At 62.9% G+C, this 22,012-nt stretch carries 23 protein-coding genes and 1 pseudogene; 12 read left to right on the top strand and 12 right to left on the bottom strand.

Translation table 11 applies throughout. The features are described 5' to 3' along the window. Positions 1–32 precede the first annotated feature (32 nt). Positions 33–1,799, bottom strand: coding sequence for a YegP family protein (locus DU502_RS08170; RefSeq protein WP_121918896.1), 1,767 nt, complete (start codon positions 1,797–1,799; stop codon positions 33–35). Between the two features lie 251 nt (positions 1,800–2,050). Here DU502_RS08170 and DU502_RS19190 point away from each other — a divergent pair, with 251 nt between their 5' ends. Then, positions 2,051–2,350, top strand: coding sequence for a DUF7501 family protein (locus tag DU502_RS19190; RefSeq protein WP_449271751.1), 300 nt, complete (start codon positions 2,051–2,053; stop codon positions 2,348–2,350). A 101-nt stretch (positions 2,351–2,451) separates the two neighbouring features. Here DU502_RS19190 and DU502_RS08180 read toward each other — a convergent pair whose 3' ends face one another. Then, on the bottom strand, positions 2,452–3,252 hold the full coding sequence (locus DU502_RS08180; protein ID WP_121918897.1) for a TrmB family transcriptional regulator: 801 nt from the start codon (positions 3,250–3,252) through the stop codon (positions 2,452–2,454). Positions 3,253–3,633: 381 nt separating this feature from the next. Here DU502_RS08180 and DU502_RS08185 point away from each other — a divergent pair, with 381 nt between their 5' ends. Next, a complete protein-coding gene (locus DU502_RS08185; RefSeq protein ID WP_121918898.1) occupies positions 3,634–4,437 on the top strand; it encodes a TrmB family transcriptional regulator in 804 nt (267 codons plus the stop codon). A gap of 102 nt (positions 4,438–4,539) precedes the next feature. Here the strand turns inward: DU502_RS08185 and DU502_RS08190 are convergent, their stop codons facing one another. Further along, positions 4,540–4,839 (bottom strand): HalOD1 output domain-containing protein, encoded by a 300-nt coding sequence (locus tag DU502_RS08190; RefSeq protein ID WP_121918899.1) that lies wholly within the window; start codon positions 4,837–4,839, stop codon positions 4,540–4,542. Positions 4,840–5,021: 182 nt separating this feature from the next. Between DU502_RS08190 and DU502_RS18225 the strand changes: the two genes are divergently transcribed. The 3 genes from DU502_RS18225 (at position 5,022) to DU502_RS08200 (ending at position 6,132) form a co-directional block, all read left to right on the top strand. Next, complete coding sequence (locus tag DU502_RS18225; protein WP_158601114.1) at positions 5,022–5,171, top strand: hypothetical protein; 150 nt, start codon at positions 5,022–5,024, stop codon at positions 5,169–5,171. Positions 5,172–5,217: 46 nt separating this feature from the next. Further along, positions 5,218–5,370: a DUF7563 family protein gene (locus DU502_RS19195; RefSeq protein ID WP_449271752.1), complete on the top strand. Its 153-nt coding sequence runs from the start codon at positions 5,218–5,220 to the stop codon at positions 5,368–5,370. Between the two features lie 333 nt (positions 5,371–5,703). Then, positions 5,704–6,132, top strand: a complete 429-nt coding sequence (locus tag DU502_RS08200; RefSeq protein ID WP_121918900.1) for a DUF7539 family protein — start codon at positions 5,704–5,706, stop codon at positions 6,130–6,132. A gap of 160 nt (positions 6,133–6,292) precedes the next feature. On the opposite strand, the gene DU502_RS08205 is transcribed toward DU502_RS08200, so the two are convergent. Further along, complete coding sequence (locus DU502_RS08205; protein ID WP_241966749.1) at positions 6,293–6,532, bottom strand: hypothetical protein; 240 nt, start codon at positions 6,530–6,532, stop codon at positions 6,293–6,295. A 32-nt stretch (positions 6,533–6,564) separates the two neighbouring features. Beyond that, a complete protein-coding gene (locus tag DU502_RS08210; RefSeq protein WP_121918902.1) occupies positions 6,565–7,665 on the bottom strand; it encodes an SPFH domain-containing protein in 1,101 nt (366 codons plus the stop codon). Between the two features lie 120 nt (positions 7,666–7,785). On the opposite strand from DU502_RS08210, the pseudogene DU502_RS18680 reads away from it, so the two are divergent. Then, a pseudogene (locus tag DU502_RS18680) lies at positions 7,786–8,122 on the top strand (DUF7539 family protein). Positions 8,123–8,235: 113 nt separating this feature from the next. On the opposite strand, the gene DU502_RS08220 reads toward DU502_RS18680, so the two are convergent. From DU502_RS08220 to DU502_RS08230, 3 genes are all read right to left on the bottom strand, one after another. Beyond that, positions 8,236–8,454, bottom strand: a complete 219-nt coding sequence (locus DU502_RS08220) for a DUF1328 domain-containing protein (protein WP_121918903.1) — start codon at positions 8,452–8,454, stop codon at positions 8,236–8,238. Positions 8,455–9,051: 597 nt separating this feature from the next. Then, positions 9,052–10,032, bottom strand: a complete 981-nt coding sequence (locus tag DU502_RS08225; RefSeq protein WP_121918904.1) for a calcium/sodium antiporter — start codon at positions 10,030–10,032, stop codon at positions 9,052–9,054. Positions 10,033–10,281: 249 nt separating this feature from the next. Next, positions 10,282–10,815, bottom strand: a complete 534-nt coding sequence (locus DU502_RS08230; RefSeq protein ID WP_121918905.1) for a diadenylate cyclase — start codon at positions 10,813–10,815, stop codon at positions 10,282–10,284. 215 nt (positions 10,816–11,030) lie between these two features. Here DU502_RS08230 and DU502_RS08235 point away from each other — a divergent pair, with 215 nt between their 5' ends. Continuing rightward, positions 11,031–12,689 carry a potassium channel family protein gene (locus tag DU502_RS08235; RefSeq protein ID WP_121918906.1) on the top strand — a complete coding sequence of 553 codons (1,659 nt, stop codon included), beginning with the start codon at positions 11,031–11,033 and terminating at the stop codon, positions 12,687–12,689. 410 nt (positions 12,690–13,099) lie between these two features. Here the strand turns inward: DU502_RS08235 and DU502_RS08240 are convergent, their stop codons facing one another. Together DU502_RS08240 and rtcA are read right to left on the bottom strand one after the other, a co-directional pair. Further along, positions 13,100–14,311, bottom strand: coding sequence for a CBS domain-containing protein (locus DU502_RS08240; protein ID WP_121918907.1), 1,212 nt, complete (start codon positions 14,309–14,311; stop codon positions 13,100–13,102). 151 nt (positions 14,312–14,462) lie between these two features. Further along, a complete protein-coding gene (rtcA, locus tag DU502_RS08245) occupies positions 14,463–15,503 on the bottom strand; it encodes an RNA 3'-terminal phosphate cyclase (RefSeq protein WP_121918908.1) in 1,041 nt (346 codons plus the stop codon). A 96-nt stretch (positions 15,504–15,599) separates the two neighbouring features. Here rtcA and DU502_RS08250 point away from each other — a divergent pair, with 96 nt between their 5' ends. From DU502_RS08250 to DU502_RS08265, 4 genes are read left to right on the top strand one after another with little or no spacing between them, the layout of a single operon-like run. Next, complete coding sequence (locus DU502_RS08250; RefSeq protein ID WP_121918909.1) at positions 15,600–16,400, top strand: hypothetical protein; 801 nt, start codon at positions 15,600–15,602, stop codon at positions 16,398–16,400. A gap of 59 nt (positions 16,401–16,459) precedes the next feature. Then, on the top strand, positions 16,460–17,209 hold the full coding sequence (locus DU502_RS08255; protein ID WP_121918910.1) for a ribonuclease H-like domain-containing protein: 750 nt from the start codon (positions 16,460–16,462) through the stop codon (positions 17,207–17,209). Positions 17,210–17,251: 42 nt separating this feature from the next. Then, on the top strand, positions 17,252–17,980 hold the full coding sequence (locus DU502_RS08260; RefSeq protein ID WP_121918911.1) for a dolichyl-phosphate hexose transferase: 729 nt from the start codon (positions 17,252–17,254) through the stop codon (positions 17,978–17,980). 60 nt (positions 17,981–18,040) lie between these two features. Then, positions 18,041–18,892 (top strand): hypothetical protein, encoded by an 852-nt coding sequence (locus tag DU502_RS08265; protein ID WP_121918912.1) that lies wholly within the window; start codon positions 18,041–18,043, stop codon positions 18,890–18,892. A gap of 36 nt (positions 18,893–18,928) precedes the next feature. Here the strand turns inward: DU502_RS08265 and DU502_RS08270 are convergent, their stop codons facing one another. Next, on the bottom strand, positions 18,929–19,126 hold the full coding sequence (locus DU502_RS08270) for a DUF5800 family protein (protein ID WP_121918913.1): 198 nt from the start codon (positions 19,124–19,126) through the stop codon (positions 18,929–18,931). A gap of 147 nt (positions 19,127–19,273) precedes the next feature. Between DU502_RS08270 and DU502_RS08275 the strand changes: the two genes are divergently transcribed. Then, the gene (locus DU502_RS08275) at positions 19,274–20,131 is read left to right on the top strand and encodes a polymer-forming cytoskeletal protein (RefSeq protein ID WP_121918914.1); all 858 of its coding nucleotides are present in this window, start codon (positions 19,274–19,276) and stop codon (positions 20,129–20,131) included. 60 nt (positions 20,132–20,191) lie between these two features. Here the strand turns inward: DU502_RS08275 and DU502_RS08280 are convergent, their stop codons facing one another. Further along, entirely contained in the window at positions 20,192–22,012 is a 1,821-nt protein-coding gene (locus DU502_RS08280; protein WP_121918915.1) for a PAS domain-containing protein, read from the bottom strand.

The following is a 22,012-nucleotide window of genomic DNA, read 5'->3' on the forward strand; positions in this document are numbered from 1 at the left end:
CGTGCTCACCGTCACTGGACGTGGAGAGACGATTACGAGGTCAGTCCCGCATTGGGGGCGTTCCGCTTGACGCTCTCGATTCCACGCCACGCACCGCTCCGGTCGGAGTAGCCTTCGCGGCCGTCCGCGAGGATGTTCCCGTTCCGGTGGCGGAGTCGCCACCGGTACTCGCCCGCAGTGTCCTCGTACACTTCGAAGGCGGCCCGTCCGATATCGATCAGGTCGGCTTCGGGCAGGAACCTCCGGAGACGTTCGACGGCGTCTGTGGCTCCGTCGTGAGATTCGTAGCCACTGCTGTCGGCCTTAATCCGGGTGTCTCCGCCCGCCAGTCGCCAACGGAATCCACCGCTTTCGTCCTCGTACACTTCGATCTCCGCGTCGCCGATGTCCTCGCGGAGGCTGTCAATCACGCGACGGACACCAGACCGGCTCGCATACCCTTCCCCACTGCTCGCCAGGACGTTGCCGTTGCGGTGAACGAGCCGCCATCGCCACCCGCCTGCGACATCGCGGTAGACTTCGATCGCGGTCGGATCCGGGTGCAGATAGTCTGCAGGCCCAACATACCGCCGGACACGTTCGATCGCAGTTTTCGCGCCGTTTCGGGAGGCGTACCCTTCGCCGCACCCGGCGATGATGTTGCCGTTCTCGTGGCGGAGTCGCCAGCGGTACTCGCCCGCAGTGTCCTCGTAGAGTTCGAACTCCGCCTGACTCTCCGTCTCAGCAGGGATCACGAGCCCCTCGGTTGTTTCCGGGAGTTCCGCTTCGCTTTCGATGAAGAGGGTGGTTGCACCGAGGGCGTTCCGACGAACGCTCTGCATCCCCTTCTGAGCGTTGTGCCGCTGGGTGTAGCCTTCTCCGCTGTCGGCGATGAGATTGCCATTCCGGTGGCGGAGCCGCCAGCGGTGCTCGCCCGCAGTGTCCTCGTAGAGTTCGAACTGTGCCTGACTCGTCCGGAGCGCTTGGATCTCCGCCGCGAGATCGACTCTCTCGGCCTCGGTATCGGTGATTCCCCTCTCGAGGTCGGTTATCGTTCGTTCGAGATCGACTTCGTCGGCCTTACTTGCTCGTAATTCGGCGTTTTCGTGTTTCAGTTCACTTAGTTCGGAACGAAGCGCCGACTCGCGTTCGGCAGCGGCGGCTTCCGCCTTCTCGTGTTGTTCGGTCGCATCCTGGTTTGCGTCATCAGCCCTACTTGCTCGCAATTTGGCGTTTTCGCGTTTCAGTTCACTTAGTTCGGAACGAAGCTCCGACTCGCGTTCGGCAGCGGCGGCTTCCGCCTTCTCGTGCCGTTCGTTCGCATCCCGGTTTGCGTCAGCAGCGTCTGCTTCGGCTGCGGCGCCCGCCAGTTCGGCCGCGGCTTTCTGTGGGTCCGTCGCGAGGGGAACGACGCTGCCGGCGATGCCGATGATTCCCAGCCCGGTGATGTAGGTGAGAATCACACCGGTATGTCCAGTAGATGTCGACCAGCCGCTCGGGAAGATCAACACGAACCAAGCCACTGCCAAGAGCGTGATGGCTGCACCCACGCCGACGAGATACGTCGCCATCCTGCGAAGCGGGAACCGGAGGACGGCTCCGGTCATGAGAAACGCTGGTGCCAGTGCAGCCACAGCATAGCCAATGCCACGTCCGGTCGTCGCTGCATCAGTCGCGAAGTAGGTGACGAGTCCGAGCAGGCCGAGGCTAACGCCGACCAAGAACGACCAGTAGCCGAGAACCTCGTTCGTGCTCGTCACCGTTCCGATGCGGTTTTCGTAAATCGACGTCAGCGACAGCTCTGCTGAGGATTGTGCCATACTTATCCATGGTGGTGAACGTCAATCAAACGACTACATCTTCATAATTCGAGTATTTTTGATAAAGTGGGTGACTGATCTTCGGTCCGTTCTCATCACCTGCTGTGACAACGTACTGCGGAGTCCGGAAGCCGATAGTAGCCTTTGTACGTCGTTGGACGCCAGATTGCACGTCGTCTGGTGATCGGATGTGCGATGCCTTACAAAGGCTACTATAGCCCGCCGGGACGAACCGGAGTTCGCCAGTCGACGTGGCAGAACTCGTCGATGTCGAGTTGGAACTGGAATCACTGACGTTTCCAGCGACCGGACGATATCGTTGCCGCCATCGTCGTCGATCACGTCGAATAAATCGATCGGACGACTCACATCCACCACGGGATTCCACCGAGTGGGATAACCCGGATTGCTGCCCGTTCTGTGGAACAGCCTCGCGAGACGCTGGAGCGGGATTCGTGGAACACGTCGAGACAGCCGATACGTGTCGGGAACGGTTCGAGGCGTGGCTGGAGACCATCAGCGGCGATATGGGGAGTACGTGGACGGGGTGAGCCCACGTCGATCACGACTCCTGCCCGGGAAACGAAGCCCGGTCGTACCCACTCCGGCAGAATCAGGTGACCGTAACGGCCGGTGACTGTATCGCCACTCGTTACGAGTCCGAGTCGACGGTGTCGAGCCGCCACGTGAAAATCGCTTTCAGAACAGCGACGAGGCTGTTGGTCTCGCCTTCGCCCCAGATGGCGGTCTCCGAGCGTGGGTCGGACTGACTCTCGTCCACACCGTTGACGAGCGCGCTCACGAGTGTTTTCTGTCCGTCGATCATCATGATCCGGCCAGCCGGAGTATCCGACCAGGCCCACAGCGACTCGAACATCGTCGCACTGGGAATTTCGTCTTGGATCCGCTCCTGTACCTCCGCCGAAACGCCGCCGAGTTTGATCGAAATACCGCGTTCTGCGGCGTCGCCCAGCGCGTCGATCAGGTCGTCGGTGAGTAACTCTTCGACAGTCATGTAGACGATCTCCTCGTCTGCACTATCGAAAAACTCCAAGATCCGTTCCGTGACTGCTGTCTGGCCGTCGACTGTCCAGACACCGCGCTGCGTATCTCGCCGCTCGACGGGTTCCAGTTCGGTCAGTGCGGTCTGGAGGATATCCGTACGGTGTTGGAGTTCGTGTTCGAAGGATCGACTCGCGGTCTCGGCGGAGATCGCCCAGAATTCCTTGGGGGAGGATTGCTGGACATCGACGAGTCCCCGGTCGTGCAGTTCGTCGATGGCATCGTAGACGCGGGTTCGGGGAACCTCCGATACCTGACTGACATCTCTGGCTGTCCCGGTGCCGAGGCCGGCGAGCGCCACGAACGTCCGCGCGGCGTACGAACTCAATCCGAACTGTTCGAGTTGCTCGACGGCAGCGGACTGTGGGTCTTGGGTGGGGTCGGTGTTCATCAATAGGGGGACATTCCCGTCGAACCCTGCCACGTGAGGTGGCGGGTCAGCACGCAGGAGCGAGTGGTTGGGACACAGTGCTACACTGCGTGCTAGCTGTGACGTATGAACTCCAGCCGAATATAGATGTTGTGATTAAACGGGTGAAGTATCGCTAGCGAGATTTCGTTCGCTTTCTATCGACCTATTCTCTCGAGGAGTAGTTGTGACTCTCCGAGTTACAGTAGTTTCTCCGCCCCTTGCCTGTTTGGTATGTTCTCCTTCTTTTCGAAATCATCGTCGATATGAGTGATGCGTGAGTTATGAAGTGAGTGACAACCTCTATCCGTCTTCCCGACTAACTGTTAGTTTACCCCGTTCAAACGAGGTGGTTGGGACACAATGAACGTATCCGAAAACATGGAAGAGGCGATAGAAGTACTGCAGCAACTCGGGTTGAAGGAGTACGAGGCACGGTGTTTCGTGGGACTGTCACGGTTAGAGACGGGGACGGCGAAGAAACTCAGCGAGATGACCGAAGTGCCGCGGACGCGAGTGTACGACGCGATCCGGGTGCTGGAAGCACAGGGCTTGGCCGAAATCCAGCATTCGAGCCCACAGCAGTTTCGCGCGGTTCCACTGGACGAAGCGACCGAGACGCTCCGCGACCAGTACGAGGCCCGCGTCGAACGGCTTCACGACGCCCTCGAGACGGTCACCATCATCGAGGAGGAAGACGAGGAGCCGGTCCAGCAAGTGTGGGCAATGTCCGGGAACGGCGGGATCGAAAACCGGACAGAGCAACTCATCGAGACGGCTACCGAGGAGATCGTACTCGTCGTCGGCGACGAGTCGCTGTTGACGGAGGACCTCGTCGCCAGGCTCAACGAGGTTGGGAACGACGTCGAGTTGCTCATCGGTGCCTTGAGTGAATCACTACAAGAACAGATTCAAACGGCCGTTCCGAACGCCACGACGTTCATCTCGGGCCTCGAGTGGTTACACGGCGAGAACGCCACCGAAGACGAGACCGCAATCGGTCGCCTGCTACTGGTCGACCGCTCGACGATCCTCGTGAGTTCCATCATGCCGAAGACGAAAGAGGAACAGGCGATCTTCGGCGAAGGCTTCGGGAACGGTCTCGTCGTGATCGCCCGCCGACTCATGGCACAGGGGCTCTTGACCCGGCGTGATCCCACCTCGTGAGATTGTCGGCTGTCCGTTCGTAACGGTGGTCGGCATTTCGGGGGGCCGGATTCTTTCTGTTCCGGCAGTAGACGTCTTGGAGATCGCCCGGTAGCTGACCCGTCACCGGATGTCACTATCGATGGAGTCCGGCCGTCTGTTGTGGATTCGAGGATCAATCGGGCGTAGCGTGAGGTACTCGCCGTTCTCGACCGTGACCCAGCACTTGCTGTAGACGAACGTGAGGCGGCCACCTGGCCGGGGGGTGCCGTCACCGCGCGAACCGAACAGGGCATCCAACGCATCCGGATCGAGGACTTCCGCGAGCGGCCGAAGCGACCGTTGATCAACACCTTCGACGGCGCTCACGGCACGCACCACGGCTGTGCTTGCCGATTCGTCTGCCTCGATCTCGTACTCCATACGATAGTGTCGTGGTAGACGAGGAAAGCGCATTCGATTTTTACCCAGATTATCAAAACAACTACTCGGCTCAGTTGGGAGTCCGCATTCGTCGACGACAAAATCCAACGGCTGCGATGGATTGCTACTCACGGTCACCGCACAAATTCACGTTCCGTCGTGATCCGCCCCGGGCAGATGGAATGACGGGCGTCGCCGGCTGCGCCGAGCAAAGCGACGGCTCTGATTTTGCCGGAGACTTCGGTATCGATGGGTGGGAAGCGAACACGACTATCGGCCCGGAAGTCGAGGTCGAGACGTTCGAGTGTCACCGAGATAATAACATTGAGTAAGCGAGTAAGTACGGCAAATTATGACCGTGAGTATTCTGGAGTCGGTATGCCCGAGTGCGACAACTGTGATTCCTTCGTGACCGAGCGGTACGTTCGTGTGTTTGCACCGACACATCTCGACACCGTGCGAGTGTGTCCGAGATGTGAGGATTTGGTTCGGGACGGCAACGAGACGCGCATGGCGCGCTCGACGCGGTAGTGATCTACTGCTTCGACTCGCCGGGTATGCCGCTCTCTCGGCGCTCGTCGAACCACTTCGGCACGTGCCGCCGATCCTGCTGGTTCCAATTGCCATCTTGGCTATCCCCGCGGTCGTAGTCGCCATCGCTCTCGGGGCACTCGTCTCAGTCGTCGCCCTGCAACCGACGACCGTGTTAGTCCCCATCAGTAGCTACCTCGTCAGCGTAACGAGTCTCTGGGTCTACCGGAAAGGAAGACGTGGACGACTATCCTCGAACGCCCTGTGATCACCACCATCTCGGACTGTCGGCGCCACACGAACGTTCATTGACCTGCCCGTCGTTCTAGCGGCATGGCCGAGTTTCCGGACGAACGACAGCTCATCCTCCAAGCCCGCTCTCAGTTGGACCAGTGGACGAAGAGTTCCCGGAGAGAGGCGTACGCTGAACTGTTCGACGGCGACGATCCTGTGCTCTCCCCCGAAGAGGTGCAACTCCTCGATGCGTTCGACTCCGAACTGGAGCGAGAGGGCGGCGACGGTGTCTGGGGGACCGATCAGTACGGCATCCACACGGCGGGGAGTTCGAGTTCGGATACCGCACTCGGTGTCGTCTGTGTCTATCATCCACAGATCACCAGGGATTCCGTCCTCCGCGGCGCCGACGACCTCGACGACGAGACCGAAGAGCGACTCAACGCGGCACTCTGGCAATACAGCGAGCGTGTCGCGACACTCATCGAAGCAAAGCTCGACGAGTTCGTCCGTCAAACGCAGGGGTAGGTCAGAGCCACTTCCGGGAGACCGCAGACATCTACAGTAGCCTTTGTACGTCATTGACGCCGTATCGCCAGACTGCGTGCAGTCGGGCGTGCAAACAATGCCAACTGCGACGATATTGTAGTTCAGCGAGGAGTTCCTGCCGTCGACAGCGCGGAGGCTGTCACACGCTGCCGACGGAGTTGTCCATGAACGCGAACGCTATCTCCTTCGCCGCCTCTAGGTCAGCGGCGGTTCCAAGGTCACCGTCCCGCCCCGAGCGGTGTACGGCGTATTTCCAGACGTTCTCTCCGTCTATGACCTCGTTGATGTACACTGCATCTCGGGTGTGTTCCTGTCGATAGAGGACCGTGGTGTAGTCCCGGCCCATGAGTTCGTCGTGTGTCGTCTGCTCGGTGTCCAATACCCAACCTGTCGGAGGAGTTCGTTCGGAAGTCATGCTTGGTCGTTGATCTGCTCGTCGGCGTGGTCGGCACTCTCGGATGCTCCGTCCTTGACCGCCTTGGCCTGTTTCTCTAGCTCTTCGATATCCATCTCGGCTGCTCGGTCGATTTCGCCGAGAATCTCTTTGATGTCGTCGAGTCCGACGAGTTCGCGCGTCTCGGCGTCGAACTGTAGACTGTCTAGCTGCTGTCCGTTGCCCGTCACGTCGCTCCCCGTGAGGTGCTTGCCGTAGCGACCCACCAGCGAGGTGAGTTCCTGCGGGAGAACGAACGTCGTCGATTCCCCCTGACCGATCGCTTCGAGCGTGTCCATCCCTTTGTCGATGATCGCTCGCTCCCCCATCGACTCCGCGGACTTCGCGCGCAGGACCGTCGAGATGGCGTCACCCTGCGCTTCGAGAATCTGGCTCTGCTTTTCGCCTTGCGCTCGAATGATGTTCGACTGCTTGTCCCCCTCGGCTTTCTCGACGGCACTCCGGCGTTCGCCCTGTGCTTCGAGGATCGTCGCCCGGCGGCGACGCTCCGCGCCGGTTTGCTGTTCCATCGCGTTCTGAACCTCCGGACTGGGGTTGACTTCTCGGACCTCGACCGACTCGACACGAATCCCCCATTCGTCGGTCGGTTCGTCCAGTTCCTTGCGGATGCGAGCGTTGATCTCCTGGCGCTTGTTCAGCGTCTCGTCGAGTTCCATGTCGCCAATGACCGCCCGGAGCGTGGTCTGGGCGAGGTTCGAGACCGCCGTCTTGTAGTCTTCGACCTCGAGGAACGCCTTCTTCGCATCCATCACGCGGAGGTAGACGACGGCATCCGCCGTCACGGGGGAGTTGTCCCGCGTGATCGCCTCCTGCCGGGGCACGTCCATCGTCTGTGTACGCATGTCGAACGGGTACGTGCGCGAAACGAACGGCGGAACGAAGTTGATGCCCGGCTCGAGCAAGCCGCGATACTCGCCGAACACGGTGAGTGCCTGTTTGTCGTAGGCATCGACGATCCGTACCATCTGCCAGACCGTTACGATTGCCAGCCCAAGCACCAACAGACCAACTATCCCGAATAGAGACGTGCCGATCTGCAGCGGGAGCGGGTGAGACATACGGTCTATAGTTCTTCCCGAGACTACATCAAGCGGCAATATTTTCACACTAATTCGGTTTTTAATGATGCGAGTCACACGACAGGGAGAGCAATCCAACTGGCCGTCCAAGCGGACCCGCTGACCCTCACCGGTGACGGGGACCGGAAGTCGACCCGCGGAGTGGCCGTTCTCTCCCTTGACGCGCTCGACTCGGAACTAGAGCGAGAGGGCGGCGACGGTGTCTGGGGACCGATCAGTACGGCATCCACACGGCGGGGACTTCGAGTTCGGATACCGCACGCGGTGTCGTCTGTGTCTATCAGCCACAGAACTCGACGCAGCACTCTGGAGGTACAGTGGGCGCGTCGCGACACTCGTCGAAGCAAAACTCGACGAGTTCGTTCGTCAAACACAGCGGTACATCCCGGCTAGATCCTCTTTCAGGGATCGTCCGCATCGACCTTCCTTTAGTTAGAGAATCCCGCCGTCGACGGCGCGGAGGATATCTCACGCTGGCGACCGGCGTCGCTGTTTCGAAGTCGCCGGTTCAAAGGTGGCGTGTCTCACGGAGAGCAGTTGGGGGTGAGTCTACAGAATGAACGTGACGATAGCGAGGACGACGAAGATGATGACGAGCCATTTTGCGATGTTCATACTGACTCCAGCGACCCCTCGAGCACCGAGTACCGCTGCGATGAGTGCGAGTATCAAAAAGAGGACTGCAAGCTCGATGAAACCACCCCCGAACTGCAACGGCACGGCTTGGACTGAGACAGCACTATCCAGAACTCCGTGTGATGCGGCCATAGCGCACCTACGTCTCCCGAGTATTTTAACCCACAACGTATTCATCCTCTTCCTGTTTTTGAGTAACCGGGTGACTCCATCCGTGTGGCAGTAATTCAGGGATCGCAGTCTTCTGCGTCTGGCATCCGGAATGCTAGCGATATTTCCCACCCGATTGTTACTATGTCCCGAGACGACTACGAGAGAGAACTGACAGCCGGAGGAGATTGCATCCATACTAAGCGGTGTGGCGGATGGAGTTCGTACAGGAGCCGTTCGATTAGGCGGTAGCACGGATGCTGTGACTGTCGATACGCCAGACGACCGCGAAGCCGAAGACGGCGAGATGTCTCGTACCGGGACGGTCTCCGATGAGCACCAATGAACGGGGTCACGACCTCTCGGCTGACACTGACGTCCGAAGCGACGGGTAGCGAGGACAAATCACGCCGTCTCTGCGAAGGGCAGTTGTAGCTGTGTCCCGGCCCTTCGCCGAAACGGTCGGCGAAGCCCGGTATGACTCACACAGGCCTTGTCGGGGCAGGGCTTCCCAATTCGACGATGCGCTCTGCACGGACTGTGGTTCCCGCAGGACCGCTCATCGCAGCCGAGCGTCTCTCATCCGACCAGCCCCAGCAGTCCCAGGACCCACCGTCCGGCCTCCGAGGCAGCGAACAACGCACCCTCCGGCCGCGAGAGCTGTCGGCCCGTCCACAGCGCCGCGACCATGACCACGGTGACGACGATGAGCCACGCGATGGATTCGAGCGCGACGGATCCGAACGACAGCGGCCGGACGACTGCCGCCACGCCTAACACACCGAGTACGTTGAAGACGTTGCTCCCGACGACGTTCCCGACGGACACGCCGAGCCGTCCTTGCTGCATCGCCACCAGCGAGACGGCGAACTCCGGCGTCGAGGTGCCCGCAGCGACGATGGTGCCGCCGATGACCGAGTCGGGGATGCCCGCTGCCCGTGCCAGCGTGGAGGCTGCCCCCACCATCAGGTCGCCGCTCACCAGAACCACGGCGAGCCCCAGTACCAGCAGGACCGTATCGCGTCCGCGGAACGTCACACGTTCGGTCAACGCCGTCGGTATCCCTTCTTTCTCGGGACTGAGATCCGCGTCGGAGGGGTCGGCACCGGTTCGGAGCAGGTACGCCGTGTAGGCGACGAACGAGACGAGGAGTACGGCACCCTCGACACGGACCACCATGCGGTCGAACATGACTGCGGCACCGAGAAGAGTGCTTGCGACCAGAACCACGCCGTCGCGGTGGACCAGCGACCGCTCGATCGGAATGATCCGAACCAGCGAGACGACGCCAAGTATGAACGCGAGATTGTAGATGTTCGACCCGACGACGTTGCCGACTGCAATCGCCCCCAGATCGGCCAGTGCCGCGTCAGCGGTGACCACCAGCTCCGGAGTGGAGGTACCGGCAGCGACGATGGTGAGACCAATAGTGAGCTCCGACAGTCCGAATCGACGGGCCAGCCGTACCACGGAATCGACGAGGAGTCGAGCCCCGATCCAGAGTCCGCCGACTGTCGCAACGAGGATTCCGACTTGGACAGCGGTTCCGCTGCCCACCATCACGTATCGTGAGAGATGTCCACAGGTAGCCCCATAAAACCAGTCGTCGACTGGGTCGTGAGGCCCCGTCGAAAAACGACACGCTCTCTCGTAACGGGGTACTGTCCAACACGACGGGTAGCGGTGACAAATTAGGCCGTCCCTGAGGGTACGTCGGTGTCGTCCCGGCGAGAACGGAAGTAGCAAGTCCGACTCAACGGCCACGAGTGTATTCGCTCGCCGTTGGTCAATCGATCACCGAGGGGATGGCTAGAAATCCTCGAATGTGCCGTCAGTGAACACCGTCACCCGGCCGTCCTCTTCGCTGAGTGTGATCGCCGCGATCACCTCTTGTCGGGTCGAAGTTTCCAGCGCGCTCATGTGACGTGCACCCATCCACCCCGCATAGGGAAGATCGTCGTTTCGTCGGCATTCGGCTGGAGAGAGCTGCTTGACTCGGACCATCGTCTCCTCTATCGTCCCGTCGCTGTGAACGACGACTGCGCCATCACACGATAACGCTACGTTCTGTGCAGCCTCAAGAAATGCATCGATCTCGGCAAAGACCGTTGCACAGTCCTCGACCGGCCAGCGGTTCGTCCCCATCTGAGCCGCAAAGTCGGTCATGGAACCCCGTTCGACGACGAAATAGAGTCCGGGTCCACGGGCGTAGGGATCATCCCATCGCTCAAATCCGAGGCTGATGTCCTTGACGCACCCCTCGATCCGCTCGAGTACTGTGTCGATGTCTGTACCATCAGAGTTCGGCTCCAACGTCGCAGAACTATAGATGGGTTCGACCATGCTTCTCATATGAATACGGCTGGTGGAGGAATAGTAGCCCCGAATTTCCGAATGAACTGGTGTGTTGATTAATCGGATGAATCGATCAGAGCAAGCGTTCGATGATGGCGAGGAGCGGTGCGCTCGGCCACTCAACAGTACCGCCACCTGTGACTCCCTTTTCGTTGGAGCCTTTCGGCTTTTGGTAACAGGGCCTAAAGACCAAGTCACGATCCATGAGAACCTATGAACTCGTAGATAGGCTCCCACCAAAGCGCTTCACTCGACGCCAGCGGCTCCTCCTCGTCTACGCTGTTGGGCTCATCACGATCATTCTCACCTACACTCTCCTGTACAATGCGGGAATGCGCTACTTCGAGGGGGATCAGCAGTCAGTGTTCCACTCGGCACAGATCGTTGTCGAAACCATGACCACGACCGGATACGGGTCTGACTCTCCCTGGTCGACGCCTGTCATGAATACGATGATGATTACAATGCAGGTCACCGGTGTCGTCATCGGCTTCGTGACGCTACGAGTACTCGTCATCCCACTGTTCGAACGGACACCACTCAACCTCGACGACCGCCTTTCGGCCAAGAACGACCACGTCGTCCTCGCGGAATACCAGCGCAACACGGAGGTAGTGCTCGACGAGCTCGAGGAGTTGGGCGTTCAGTACGTTCTCTTGGAGTCGGAGGAAGACGAAGCGAAGCGGCTCTCCGACGACGGCTACCAGACCATCCACGGTGATCCAGAGGACCGTGATGACCTCAATCGGGCCACTATCGAGCGTGCGAAGTTGCTCATCACAGACGCAGGTGATCGAACTGCGAGTATCGTCCTGACAGCACTGGAAGCAAACGAGGAACTCAACGTCGTTAGTTTCACCGCATCCACCCGTCGCAAGGCGGCACTGAAGGAGGTCGGCGTCGACCGGAGCGTCGCCCCCCACGCTCTCATCGGGCAACAACTTGCCGAGAAGGCGACAACACCAATCGCGATTGAGGCCAACGTCGAGAACGACGCAATAGGTGTCCGCGAGATATTGGTCCGCCACGACAGCCCGCTTCACGGTGTCCGCATCGACGAGTCTCCGGTGCCAGAACATCCGAATCTGACCCTCGTAGCCGGCTGGTTCGACGGCGAATTGCGTCTCTCACCTGCGCCCGAGGACCGCCTCACGTCGAATACGGTCCTCCTGGTGGCCGGTCCAGTGTCCGAGATCACGGCCCTCGCCAGAGAGATTGCCGGACTGAGGGAACCTGGAGACACGGCACATTCCAATGTGATCATTGCAGGACTCGGGGAAGGCGGGTCCGCGGCCGCCGAACGCCTCACGGCGGACACGGCTGTGACGACCATCGACGACGATCCGGACACCAATCCCGACATCGTCGGCGATACAACTGAACCGGAGACGCTCCGTGCAGCGGGCATCGAAGAGGCCACTGCTCTCCTCGTGACTGTCGACGACGATTCCTCGGCCCTGATGACGGTGGCGATGGCACGGTCGTTGTCGGCAGAGGTCGAACTCCTCGTTCGGATCACGGATGCGGAGAAGACCTCCGCCGCCGTTCGGGCCGGCGCGGACTACACGCTGTCCGTCCAGCGTGTGTGTGCCAGACTGGTCGCCGCGGAGATCCACGGGGAGCGTGTGATATCCCCCGTGAACCAGATCCGGCTCGTCCGAGCGTCGGGGGCTTCCTTCGCGGGTGAACAGCTCGCCGCGATCCGTCAGGATCCGAACCGCGACTGGACGGTGGTCGGTGTTGCACGGGCTGGCGAAGTTCTCACTGACGAATCCACGTGGGTTCGCCCGGAGGACGAGGTGTTCGTAGCCGGCAGCGACGATGCGATACAGAAATTCGAGCGGACAGCCGATCTCTCCTGACGGCTCCCTGTTGGGTCGATCCCGGCATCACCGTAAAGAGAGATCCGGGCGACCGACTTCCTTGTTTACCGCTCTTGTGAGGCCACATATTGCTGGACACTCATGCCGAGGAGTAGACATCGGTGAGGGGCTGCTGGAGGGAACCGACCGCAAGGTCGACCGGGTAGCGGCGGACGAGTCCACCGCTACCCGGTGGTAGAGCGGGATATGACGAGTACTGGTGCGACCGTGTCCGGGATCTGGGGCCCGCAGTCGACGAGGGTGACGGAGACGCGGACGTTACGGCAGTAGACGAAAACCGGCGGTGAGACGTGATCCGCTCGAATAGTTCCGACGGCGGCCCCTCTTTCGAGGTGTCCGTCACACCGTCCTAATCTGAACACATCGAGAGATGACCGGACGTCGTGTATTCACCCACCGAGCCACCAGCCGTAGAGCTGTTCCTGCTCGTCTGTATCCGGATGCTTCTTCGACTGGCCGTAGGTCTTCCCCTTGAGAAGTTGGCGTTCGACAGCGTTCGCTGCGAGACGGAGGGCGTGGGAGGCACCGTACCCCTCCCCATCGGCAGTGAAGTAGCCGCGGTCAGTGACCAGTCGAATCCGTGCGAGTACCAGCGGCACGCCCCGGGACTGTTCCTTGTGCTCCTGCAGTTCGATGCTGGCTTTGATCACGCTCATCTCGCCGTACTTCGAGGTCATGTTCTCGATCAGCGCGGAGACATCGTCGTAGTCCATCCCCTCCAGCAGGTCGAGACCGAACACCTGCACGGCGTTCCGGTCGTCGCCTTCCCAGGTGAGCGCTTCGATGATATCCGTTTTCGTGATGATTCCGACCGGCTCATTGGTGTCGTCGTCCGTGACGACGAGCGAGGAGATCTCTCGCTCGAACATCGTCTCGACGACGCCGTCGAGCGGTGCGCTCCGCTCGACTGTCGCGACTGTATCGGACATCAGGTTCCGTACCGGCAGGTCGAGCATCCGGTCGGAATTGCCCTCACGCGCGCCGAACCCACCACGGTTCTGCCCGCCACCGCCGCGTCCACCGAAGCTACTCGACGATCCACCCTGGCTCTTGCTACCGCCCCGTGTCGTGAACTCGATGACGTCGTACAGGCTCAGCATTCCTGCAAGGTCGTCCCCGTCGACGACCGGGAGATGGGCGATACCGGCTTCTCGAAGCGTATTGAGCGCTTTCCCGATCGTGGTTTCCGGGGTCGCACTGATCAACTCCGCCGTGTAGGCGTCGTCGACAGTCACCGCGTCGAGAAACGGACGGACAGCCTCGAGGACAGCATCGCCGGTCACCACACCGACGACACGGTCGTCGCCGTCGAGTACGGGGAGCGTTTTGGCGTCGCTCCCGATCATGAGCCGCGCGACCTCGCGGACGTCCTCGGTGCGCTCGACAGTCGGGACGTGCTGTACCTGTGAGCCGACCTTCGCAGACGGCTGGTTGGACGAGGACGCCAGCTGTCGGCGACTCACGACGCCGCGATACTCGTCGCCGTCCGTTACGACGACGGCATCGAGTTCCTGATTCTCGAACGCCCCGGCGACCTTCGAGAGCGGGGTTCCGATGTCGAACTCGGTGAACTTCGTGGAGAGTATCTCGGAGATATCCATGGGTAACTCTCTAGTACGAGGGGCGCTGGCCAGTTATGCCTGTCCCACCCCTGATTGTAGCGAGGGGGACGCACGAAGTGATGTTTGTGTACTGTATTATACTGTGTCGGCCGTCTGCATCGAGACCATTAGTCTCGACTACTGAGCCCTCTCAGTGGTCCTCGCCGAACGGCCGAATCCGGCTGGCTCGAACCCTGTACGTGCCGTCCGGCTGTGGCGTGGCCTCGATGTCGCTCCCGAACGCGCCGACGAGCTCCAGATTCGTGCGCACGTGATCAGTGAGCCGGGGGATGCGGATCCGGCCACCGGCGAACGCGAGCAACACCAGCAACTGGTCGGCCATGTGTTCGTCGACCGGGGCGGTGCCGGCGCGGAACGACTCGAACGCGTCGACAGCCTCGTCGGCCACGTCCTCGGACGTGCGCCCGCGCTCACCGAGCGCGCTGAACCCCGCGACCGTGTGGTCGTAGGTCGCCCGGAGGAGCAGGGAGGAGCCGAGCGATTCCGCCTCGACGTAGTCGACGCGCGCCACGTCCGCGGGCACGCCCATCTCGTCGAGGCGCTCCGCGGCCTGTGTCGCCTGCCGGTCGGCCACCTCCCGATCCGCGAGGTCGGCCGCGGCCTTCGAGTAGACGTCGACTCGCTCCAGGTCGCCGCGGTCGTCGATGTCGAACCGCGACAGCGACGACGACGCGACCGTCAGCGTCACCTCGCCACCCCCGGCCGGATAGAAGCCGGTGCGGTCGACGGTGAGGTCGGCGTCGAGCCCCTGCGTGGCCAGCAGCGGCAGTTTCACCCGCCGGTAGTACGCCGCGGTCGGCGCCCACTTCACGTCGGTGCCGCCGGTCGCCGTGAGCTGAACGGGGTCGTCGTCGACGGCGGCGACCGGCAGGAGCGTATCGCAGAGCAACGTGACGCTCCCCGCGGTGTCGACGTGTGCCTCCAGTGGCGACCGGCGCTCGCTACCGGGCACGAACGTCACCGTGTCGGCTCCCAGTTCGGCCCCCTCGACCTCGGCATCACAGTACGACGCGGCGAGCTGGACGGCCGCGAGATGCTGAGCGGCGAGGCCGGGATTCGGTCGGTCGTTCCGGATCGACTCGATCCGGAACGGGGTGTCCGTGACGACGGCGAGGCTCAGTGCCGTCCGGAGCAACTGTCCGCCGCCGTCCGCGCCGTCGAGTTCGAGCACGGAGCCTCTTCGACGGCGACCCACCTGAACGTATCCCCGTCCATGATCCGACCCCGCACGTATTTCGGGATTGTCACCGAATGTCGGATCACCCTCATGTCACTCGACATCCCCGCCGTCCTCGAAGACGGATTCTCCCGCCTCCTGACGCGCGTGGCCGGTCTCCTGCTGGTCGCGTATCTCGTCGTGGGCGTGATATCGACCGTCACCGCACAGACGCTCAGCCTCGCCGTGTTCGACGCGTTTCGGTCGTCGCTCCCGTCCGACGCGGCGACCACCCCGACGACACCGGGGATGGGCGGCAATGCCCTCGCTCTCGACGTGGGCCTCCCGGTCGCCATCGCCCTCTTTCTCGCGCAGATCGTTCTCGCACAGATCGTCGGCATCGTCGGCATCCGGACGTTCGTCAGCGAGGCCCGTCGCTCCTTCCCGACGGGCGTGGCTCGCAACCTGCCGTGGGTCGTCCTGAACGCCCTCGTCGCCGGCTTCATCGTCAACGTGTTGATCGGCATCGGCACCATCTTGCTCGTCATCCCCGGTATCTACCTCGCCGTGGCGCTCTACTTCGTCCAGTTCGAGGTGATCGTCGAGGAGCGAAACGCCATCGACGCCCTCCGTACCGGCTGGGAACTGACCAAAGGGGAACGCCTCGGCGTGTTCCTCCTCCTCCTCGTCATCTTCGCCATCGGTATCGCGACTGCCGTCCCGAGCATCGTCCTCGGGTTCGTCGGCGCACCGACGGTCGTCGTCGTGCTAGTGAGCGTCGTCGTCGGCGCCGTGGCCGGGGTCATCGGTGTCGCCATCGGCGCCCGCGCGTACGTGCAGTTGAAGCCCGATGGCTGGTCATCGCCGGGTGGGGGCGCCGACGCGCGGTTCCACCGCGCGCCCCGTTCGTGATCGCGAAGCGATCACGCAGTTCGCGTAAACGCTTTCTACCCCGACCGACCACTACCGCTGTGCGCATCGAGAACAGCTTCATTCCCATCCGCGGTGTGGGCGAGACGACGGAGCGCCGCCTGTGGGAGGCGGGCATCACCCGCTGGGACGACTTCGACGGCTCCGTGGTCGGCCCGACGACCGCCGACCGTATCCACGACTTCGTCGACGTGGCGACCGACCACCTCCGCCGGGGCGACGCGGGCTTTTTCGACGAGGCGTTTCCTTCCAGCGAGCGCTGGCGCTTCTACGAGAACTTCCGCGACGACGCCCTCTTTTTCGACATCGAGACCACCGGCCTCGACACCACCCATCACGACGTGACGACGGTGAGCGTCTACCGCGACGGCGACACCGACACCTTCGTCCGCGGCGACAACCTCACCACCGGCGCGCTCCGTGAGCAGTTCGCGGACGCGCCGCTGATCGTCTCCTTCAACGGCGCTCGGTTCGACGTGCCGTTCTTGGAGGAGTCGTTCGACCTCTCCATCGACGCGCCGCATCTCGACCTGATGTACCCCTGCCGCCGTCTCGACCTGACCGGCGGCCTCAAGCGCATCGAGAAGGACGTGGGCATCGACCGCGACCGCCCCGACATCTCCGGCGAGGACGCCGTCCGCCTCTGGCGCCAGTACGAACGCGGCGACGACGCTGCCCTCGATACGCTCGTCTCGTACAACCGCGAGGATACGCGGAACCTCGAACGCCTCGCCAACCACGTCACTGCGAACCTCCACGACGCCTGCTGCCCCACCGACGCAACGTTTTAGGCAAACCTAAAAGCTCAAGTGGTGGGACTCACAGGTAGGGGTATGAGCGAGTTCACCTTCGACGACGTGGCTGTCGTCATGGGGACCTACAACGAGGAGGAAGCGATCGGGAGCGTTCTCGCAGATATCGAGCGGGTGAGTGGGGGGCGGGCCGAGGTAGTCTGTGTCGACGGCTCCGACGACCGCACGCCCGATATCGCTCGCGGCATGGGCGCCCGCGTGATCGAACAGGAGCCACAGGGGTACGGCGTCGCCGTCCGCGAGGCCGTCCTCACGCCGGACCGACCGGTGGTCGTCACCACCGACTGCGACGACACCTATCCGATGGAGCGCCTGCCGGACTTCCTCGACCTGATCAACGAGGGGCACGACGTGGTCAGCGGCGACCGCATCACCCCCGGCGCGGAGACGATGCCCCGGCTCAACCGCCTCGGCAACCGCGCCTTCGCCGGCCTCGCCAGCCTCCTTCTCGGCCGCCGGCTCCACGACGTGACGACGGGGATGCGCGCCTACCGGCGTGACCTGCTCCACCGGATCGACTGGACCGAGAACACGGGGCTCTCGGCGGAACTCCTGATGCGTCCCGTCGCCCGCAACTACCGGGTGACGGAGGTGCCCATCGACTACGACGAACGCGCTGGCGAGACGAAACTCGACCCCTTCCGCGGTGGGGCCGCCATCGCGAAATCCATCCTCCGAATCGGCATCGAGGAGCGGTTCGGCACGTCGCTCGACTCGGTGACGACGACCGACACCGTCGAGCGGACGTAGCTCCCCCGCCGAGCCGCCACAGTACCTATACGTTTCCACACTGAACGGGTCGCCGACCCGATGGTCTCGGATCTCGTCGCCGTCCCCGTCCTCCTCGTGACGCTCGGGTTCGTGGGCCTCTACACCGGGTGGAAGCGCCGTGGGATCCACGCCCAGATGGCCAGCGTCGACCCGACCCCCATCCGCGAACTCGCGTCGCCGGGAACCGTCGAACTGGAGGGCACCGCGACGCCCGTTGGTGATCCGTTCGTCGCACCCCTGACCGACCGTGAAGCCGTCGTCGCCGCGTGGACGGTCGAGGAGTGGGACGAGCGAGGCGACCGCGGGAACTGGCGCGAAGTCGCTCGCGGCATCGAGAGCCCCGGATTCGAACTCGACGACGGAACCGGCACCGTCGACGTCGCGCCCGTCTCGAAGCGCGACACCGCGGGCAAGTGGACGCAGACGACGGGCGTCAGCGCCGCGGACGGCGTCCGTCTCGACGACGTGCTCGTCGAGTTCGACTCGTTTCCAGTGCAGGAGGAACTCGGCCCCGACGAGGATCCGCCGGAGAGCGTCCGCCGCCTGCACCGGGACCACGGGCTCTACGAGGACACCGGATCGGTCACCAACGCCGTCGACATCGGGAAGAAACACGGCCGTCGGCGGTATTTCGCACGGGTGATCGAACCCGGTGACGAGACGTACGTCCTCGGACACGTCCGGGCCCGTGACGACCGTCACCCCGAACGCTTCCGACCGGCCGAGGCCGTCGTGACCGCCCCCGACGATGGCCTGTTGATCTTCTCGAATCAGGACGCGGCGAGTCTGGAAGGCGAGTTCGCGTCGTCCGCGAAGGCGCGCCTCGCCGGCGGCACCGTCTCGGTCGTCGTCGGCGTCGTGATCGGACTCGTCCTCCTCGGCGTCCTCTGACACCGTCCGTTCGGCAGGTCGAGCGTGACGGCGGGCCTACCGCACGATATCCCCGATCCGCCGAGGTTCGCCGCTGAGCGAGGGCTCTTTCTCCACTATCTTCAGCACCTCGTGGTCGGTCACGTCCGGATACGACTTCCCGACCGCCTCCTCGATCAGTGCCTTCTCCAGTCGGAATTCGGTTCCTTCGTAGACGACATCGACACCGTTCTCGTCGAAGGAGAGCGCAGTCATGCGCGTCCCTAGTGGATGCCCGGGAAAAACCCTGCCGTCACGCCGCTGCCCTCGTCTGACCTCTGTCTGACGGCGGTTTCGATGCGAACACCTCGTCAGACCTGTGTCTGACGGCGGTTTTAATACGAGAAGCGTGAACACACGCGCGTGGCACTCGGGAGGGACCCGCTCGACGCGCTCGAGATTCCCGACGGGACGACCGTCGAGGAGCACGACCTCGTCACCGAGGGAGACGTGATCGTCGGCGGGCAATCGACCGTCGAGTTCGGCGTCCGCGGCCGCAACGTCGTCGCCGGCGAGCGTGTTCGTTTCGGCGGCGACATCGAAGCCGAGGGAGACTGTCGGCTCGACATGTGGTGTGACGTGGGCGGCAACGTCCTCGTCGGCGACGACGCCTACCTCGGCGAACGCGTCCACGTCGGCGGCCAGCTTATGGTCTCGGGCGATCTGGACATCGGGGACGACGTGGAGATCGAGGAGGGCTTCGAGGCCAACGGCTGGATCGTCATCAGGAATCCGATGCCGACGCTCGTGTTCTACTTCGTCGTCCTCTCGCAACTCCTGCGGATGGGCGAGACGGACGCCGCCGACGAGATTGCCGAGGCGATGTCCGACGGGGAAGAGGCCCCGGCCGACCCGCTGGTGATCCCGCGCGGCGGGAACGTCTCCGACGACTCCTGGCGCGTCTCGACGCCCGCCCACGTCGGTGACGGCTGTCGGCTCCACGGCAACGTCCGCGCGAAATCCATCGAGATGGGCGCCGACAACAACGTCTTCGGGAGCCTGCGCGCCCGTGGCGACATCGCCGTCGACGAGGATACCCGCATCCACGGCGACGTGACTACTCGTGGCGGCACCGTCCAGCTAGCCGCGGGCGTGCGTGTCCTCGGCGACGTATCCTGCAACGAACTCGAACTCCACGAGGACGCGGTGGTCGACGGGTCCATTCGGTCGCGCGGCGAGATGCGGATCGTCCGACCGGAAGCGAAACGAGAGATCGAGTGAGTCATCGGAATTATCGGCCGTTACGGTCCGGCGAGACTCTATCAACAGTTACGATAACCCCTACCAGTCGTCGCTGCCAGTCCCGGATCGCGGGAGTCGCACCGTGATGACGGTTCCCCGGGGCTCGTTCTCGTCGATGCGAACCGTGCCGTCCGAGAGGCGGACCGTCCAGTTCACCAGCCAGAGACCGAGCCCGCTGCCGTGATACAGAGGTCGTACCTCCCGGTCGCCGGTGAGGACGGCCCGCTCCATCTCGGGGATACCCGGTCCCTCGTCTGCGACGTGGAATCGGACGGCCTCCTCGTCGGCCGTCACCGCGACGCGGACGGACGGTGTCTCCGCGTCGCTGTGGACGACGGCGTTCTCCACGAGTTCCCTGATCGCCCGCGGCAATCCCTTCAGCGCGTCGACGGTGACCGACTCCGAGAGATCCAGTTCGAGCGTCGCCTCGGGGTGGTCCCGGTGTATCGTCTGCACCACCGTCCGGGCCACCTCGTTTGCGTCGAACGTCGTCGTCCGATGGCCTCCGAGGAGGACATCGACGATTTCGCGCTCCTTCTCGGCAGTCTCCAGGAGACGGCCGGCGCACTCCAGGATGCGGTCGGCGTCGGCAGATGGACGACCGTCCGTCGCTCGCTGGATGTTGGTGGCGAGTCCCCGGATGATGTTCGTGTCGTTGCGGAGGTTGTGTCGGAGCACCCGGTCGATCACGCGTAGGTGCCGTTCGCGCTCCTTGCGCTCCGTGATGTCGATTTCGACCCCGACCATCCGAGCGTCCGGCGTCCCCGCATCGAAGGCCTTCCCACGGCTAGCCAGCCAGCGCACGACGTCGTCCTCGCGGACGATGCGGAACTCCTGGTTGAAGGAGCCGCCGCGTTCGGCCGTTTGCTCGACCGTCCGTTCGACAGCGGCACGGTCGTCCGGGTGAACGCGGTCGAGGAACGCCTCGAAGGTCCCCTCGAACGTGCCCGGGTCGAGACCGAACAGCTGTTCCAAGTTCTCGTCCCACGTCGCTTCGTCCGTCTCGCGCTCCCACGCCCAGATCCCGGCGTTGGCCGTCTCTAGCGCCAGCGCCAGCCGCTCTTGCTTCTCGCTGAGTTCGCGCTCGCGTTCGAGGCGGTCGGTGATGTCGGTCATGATGGCGACCACGGCTTCCTCTCCCCCCCTACCCGGGTCGAACGGGTAGTACTCGACTACGAAGCGACGCGGTCGGCCGTCCGGCGTCTCGTGGGCCACCTCGAACTCTACCGCCTCGCCCCGCATGGCCCGCTCCAGGTACGGTTCGACCCGGTCGTAGGTCTCCCGGTCGAGCACTGCGGACACCGGCCGCCCGACCACCGCGTCGGCGGACTGCTCGTGGTGGTCGCCCCAGGCCTCGTTCACGAAGAGGTATCGGCCGTCGGTGTCGACGGCGGCCATCACGTCGTTCGACTGCTCGATGGCCGTCTCGTAGTAGCGGAGCCGTCGCTCCCGCTTCTTGCGCTCCTCGATGTCGCGTACGATGACGAGGACTCGCCCGTCGCCACCGAGGACCGCGTGGCGCAAGCTCACCTCCACCCAGAACTGCTCGCCATCGGCGTCCGCGGCGTGCCACTCGAACACCTGTGGCTCCCCTGCGACGGCCTTCCGAATGCGCTCCTGCGCCCGAGCTTCGGTGTACGGCGGATACCCGGCACTCACGTCGCCGATGGAGAGGTCCAACGCCTCGGCCCGGTCGTAGCCGTACATCTCGCACATCGTGTCGTTCACGTCGAGAATCGCACCCGTCTCGGCGTCGTGGACGAAGATAGCGTCGTTGACCAGGTCGAACATCGCTCGGTAATCCTCCGGATCCAGGCCGTCGGGCCCGTCCGACGCGTCCGCGGATCGATCATTGGACAT

Source organism: Haloplanus aerogenes, from assembly GCF_003856835.1.
Taxonomy (GTDB): domain Archaea; phylum Halobacteriota; class Halobacteria; order Halobacteriales; family Haloferacaceae; genus Haloplanus; species Haloplanus aerogenes.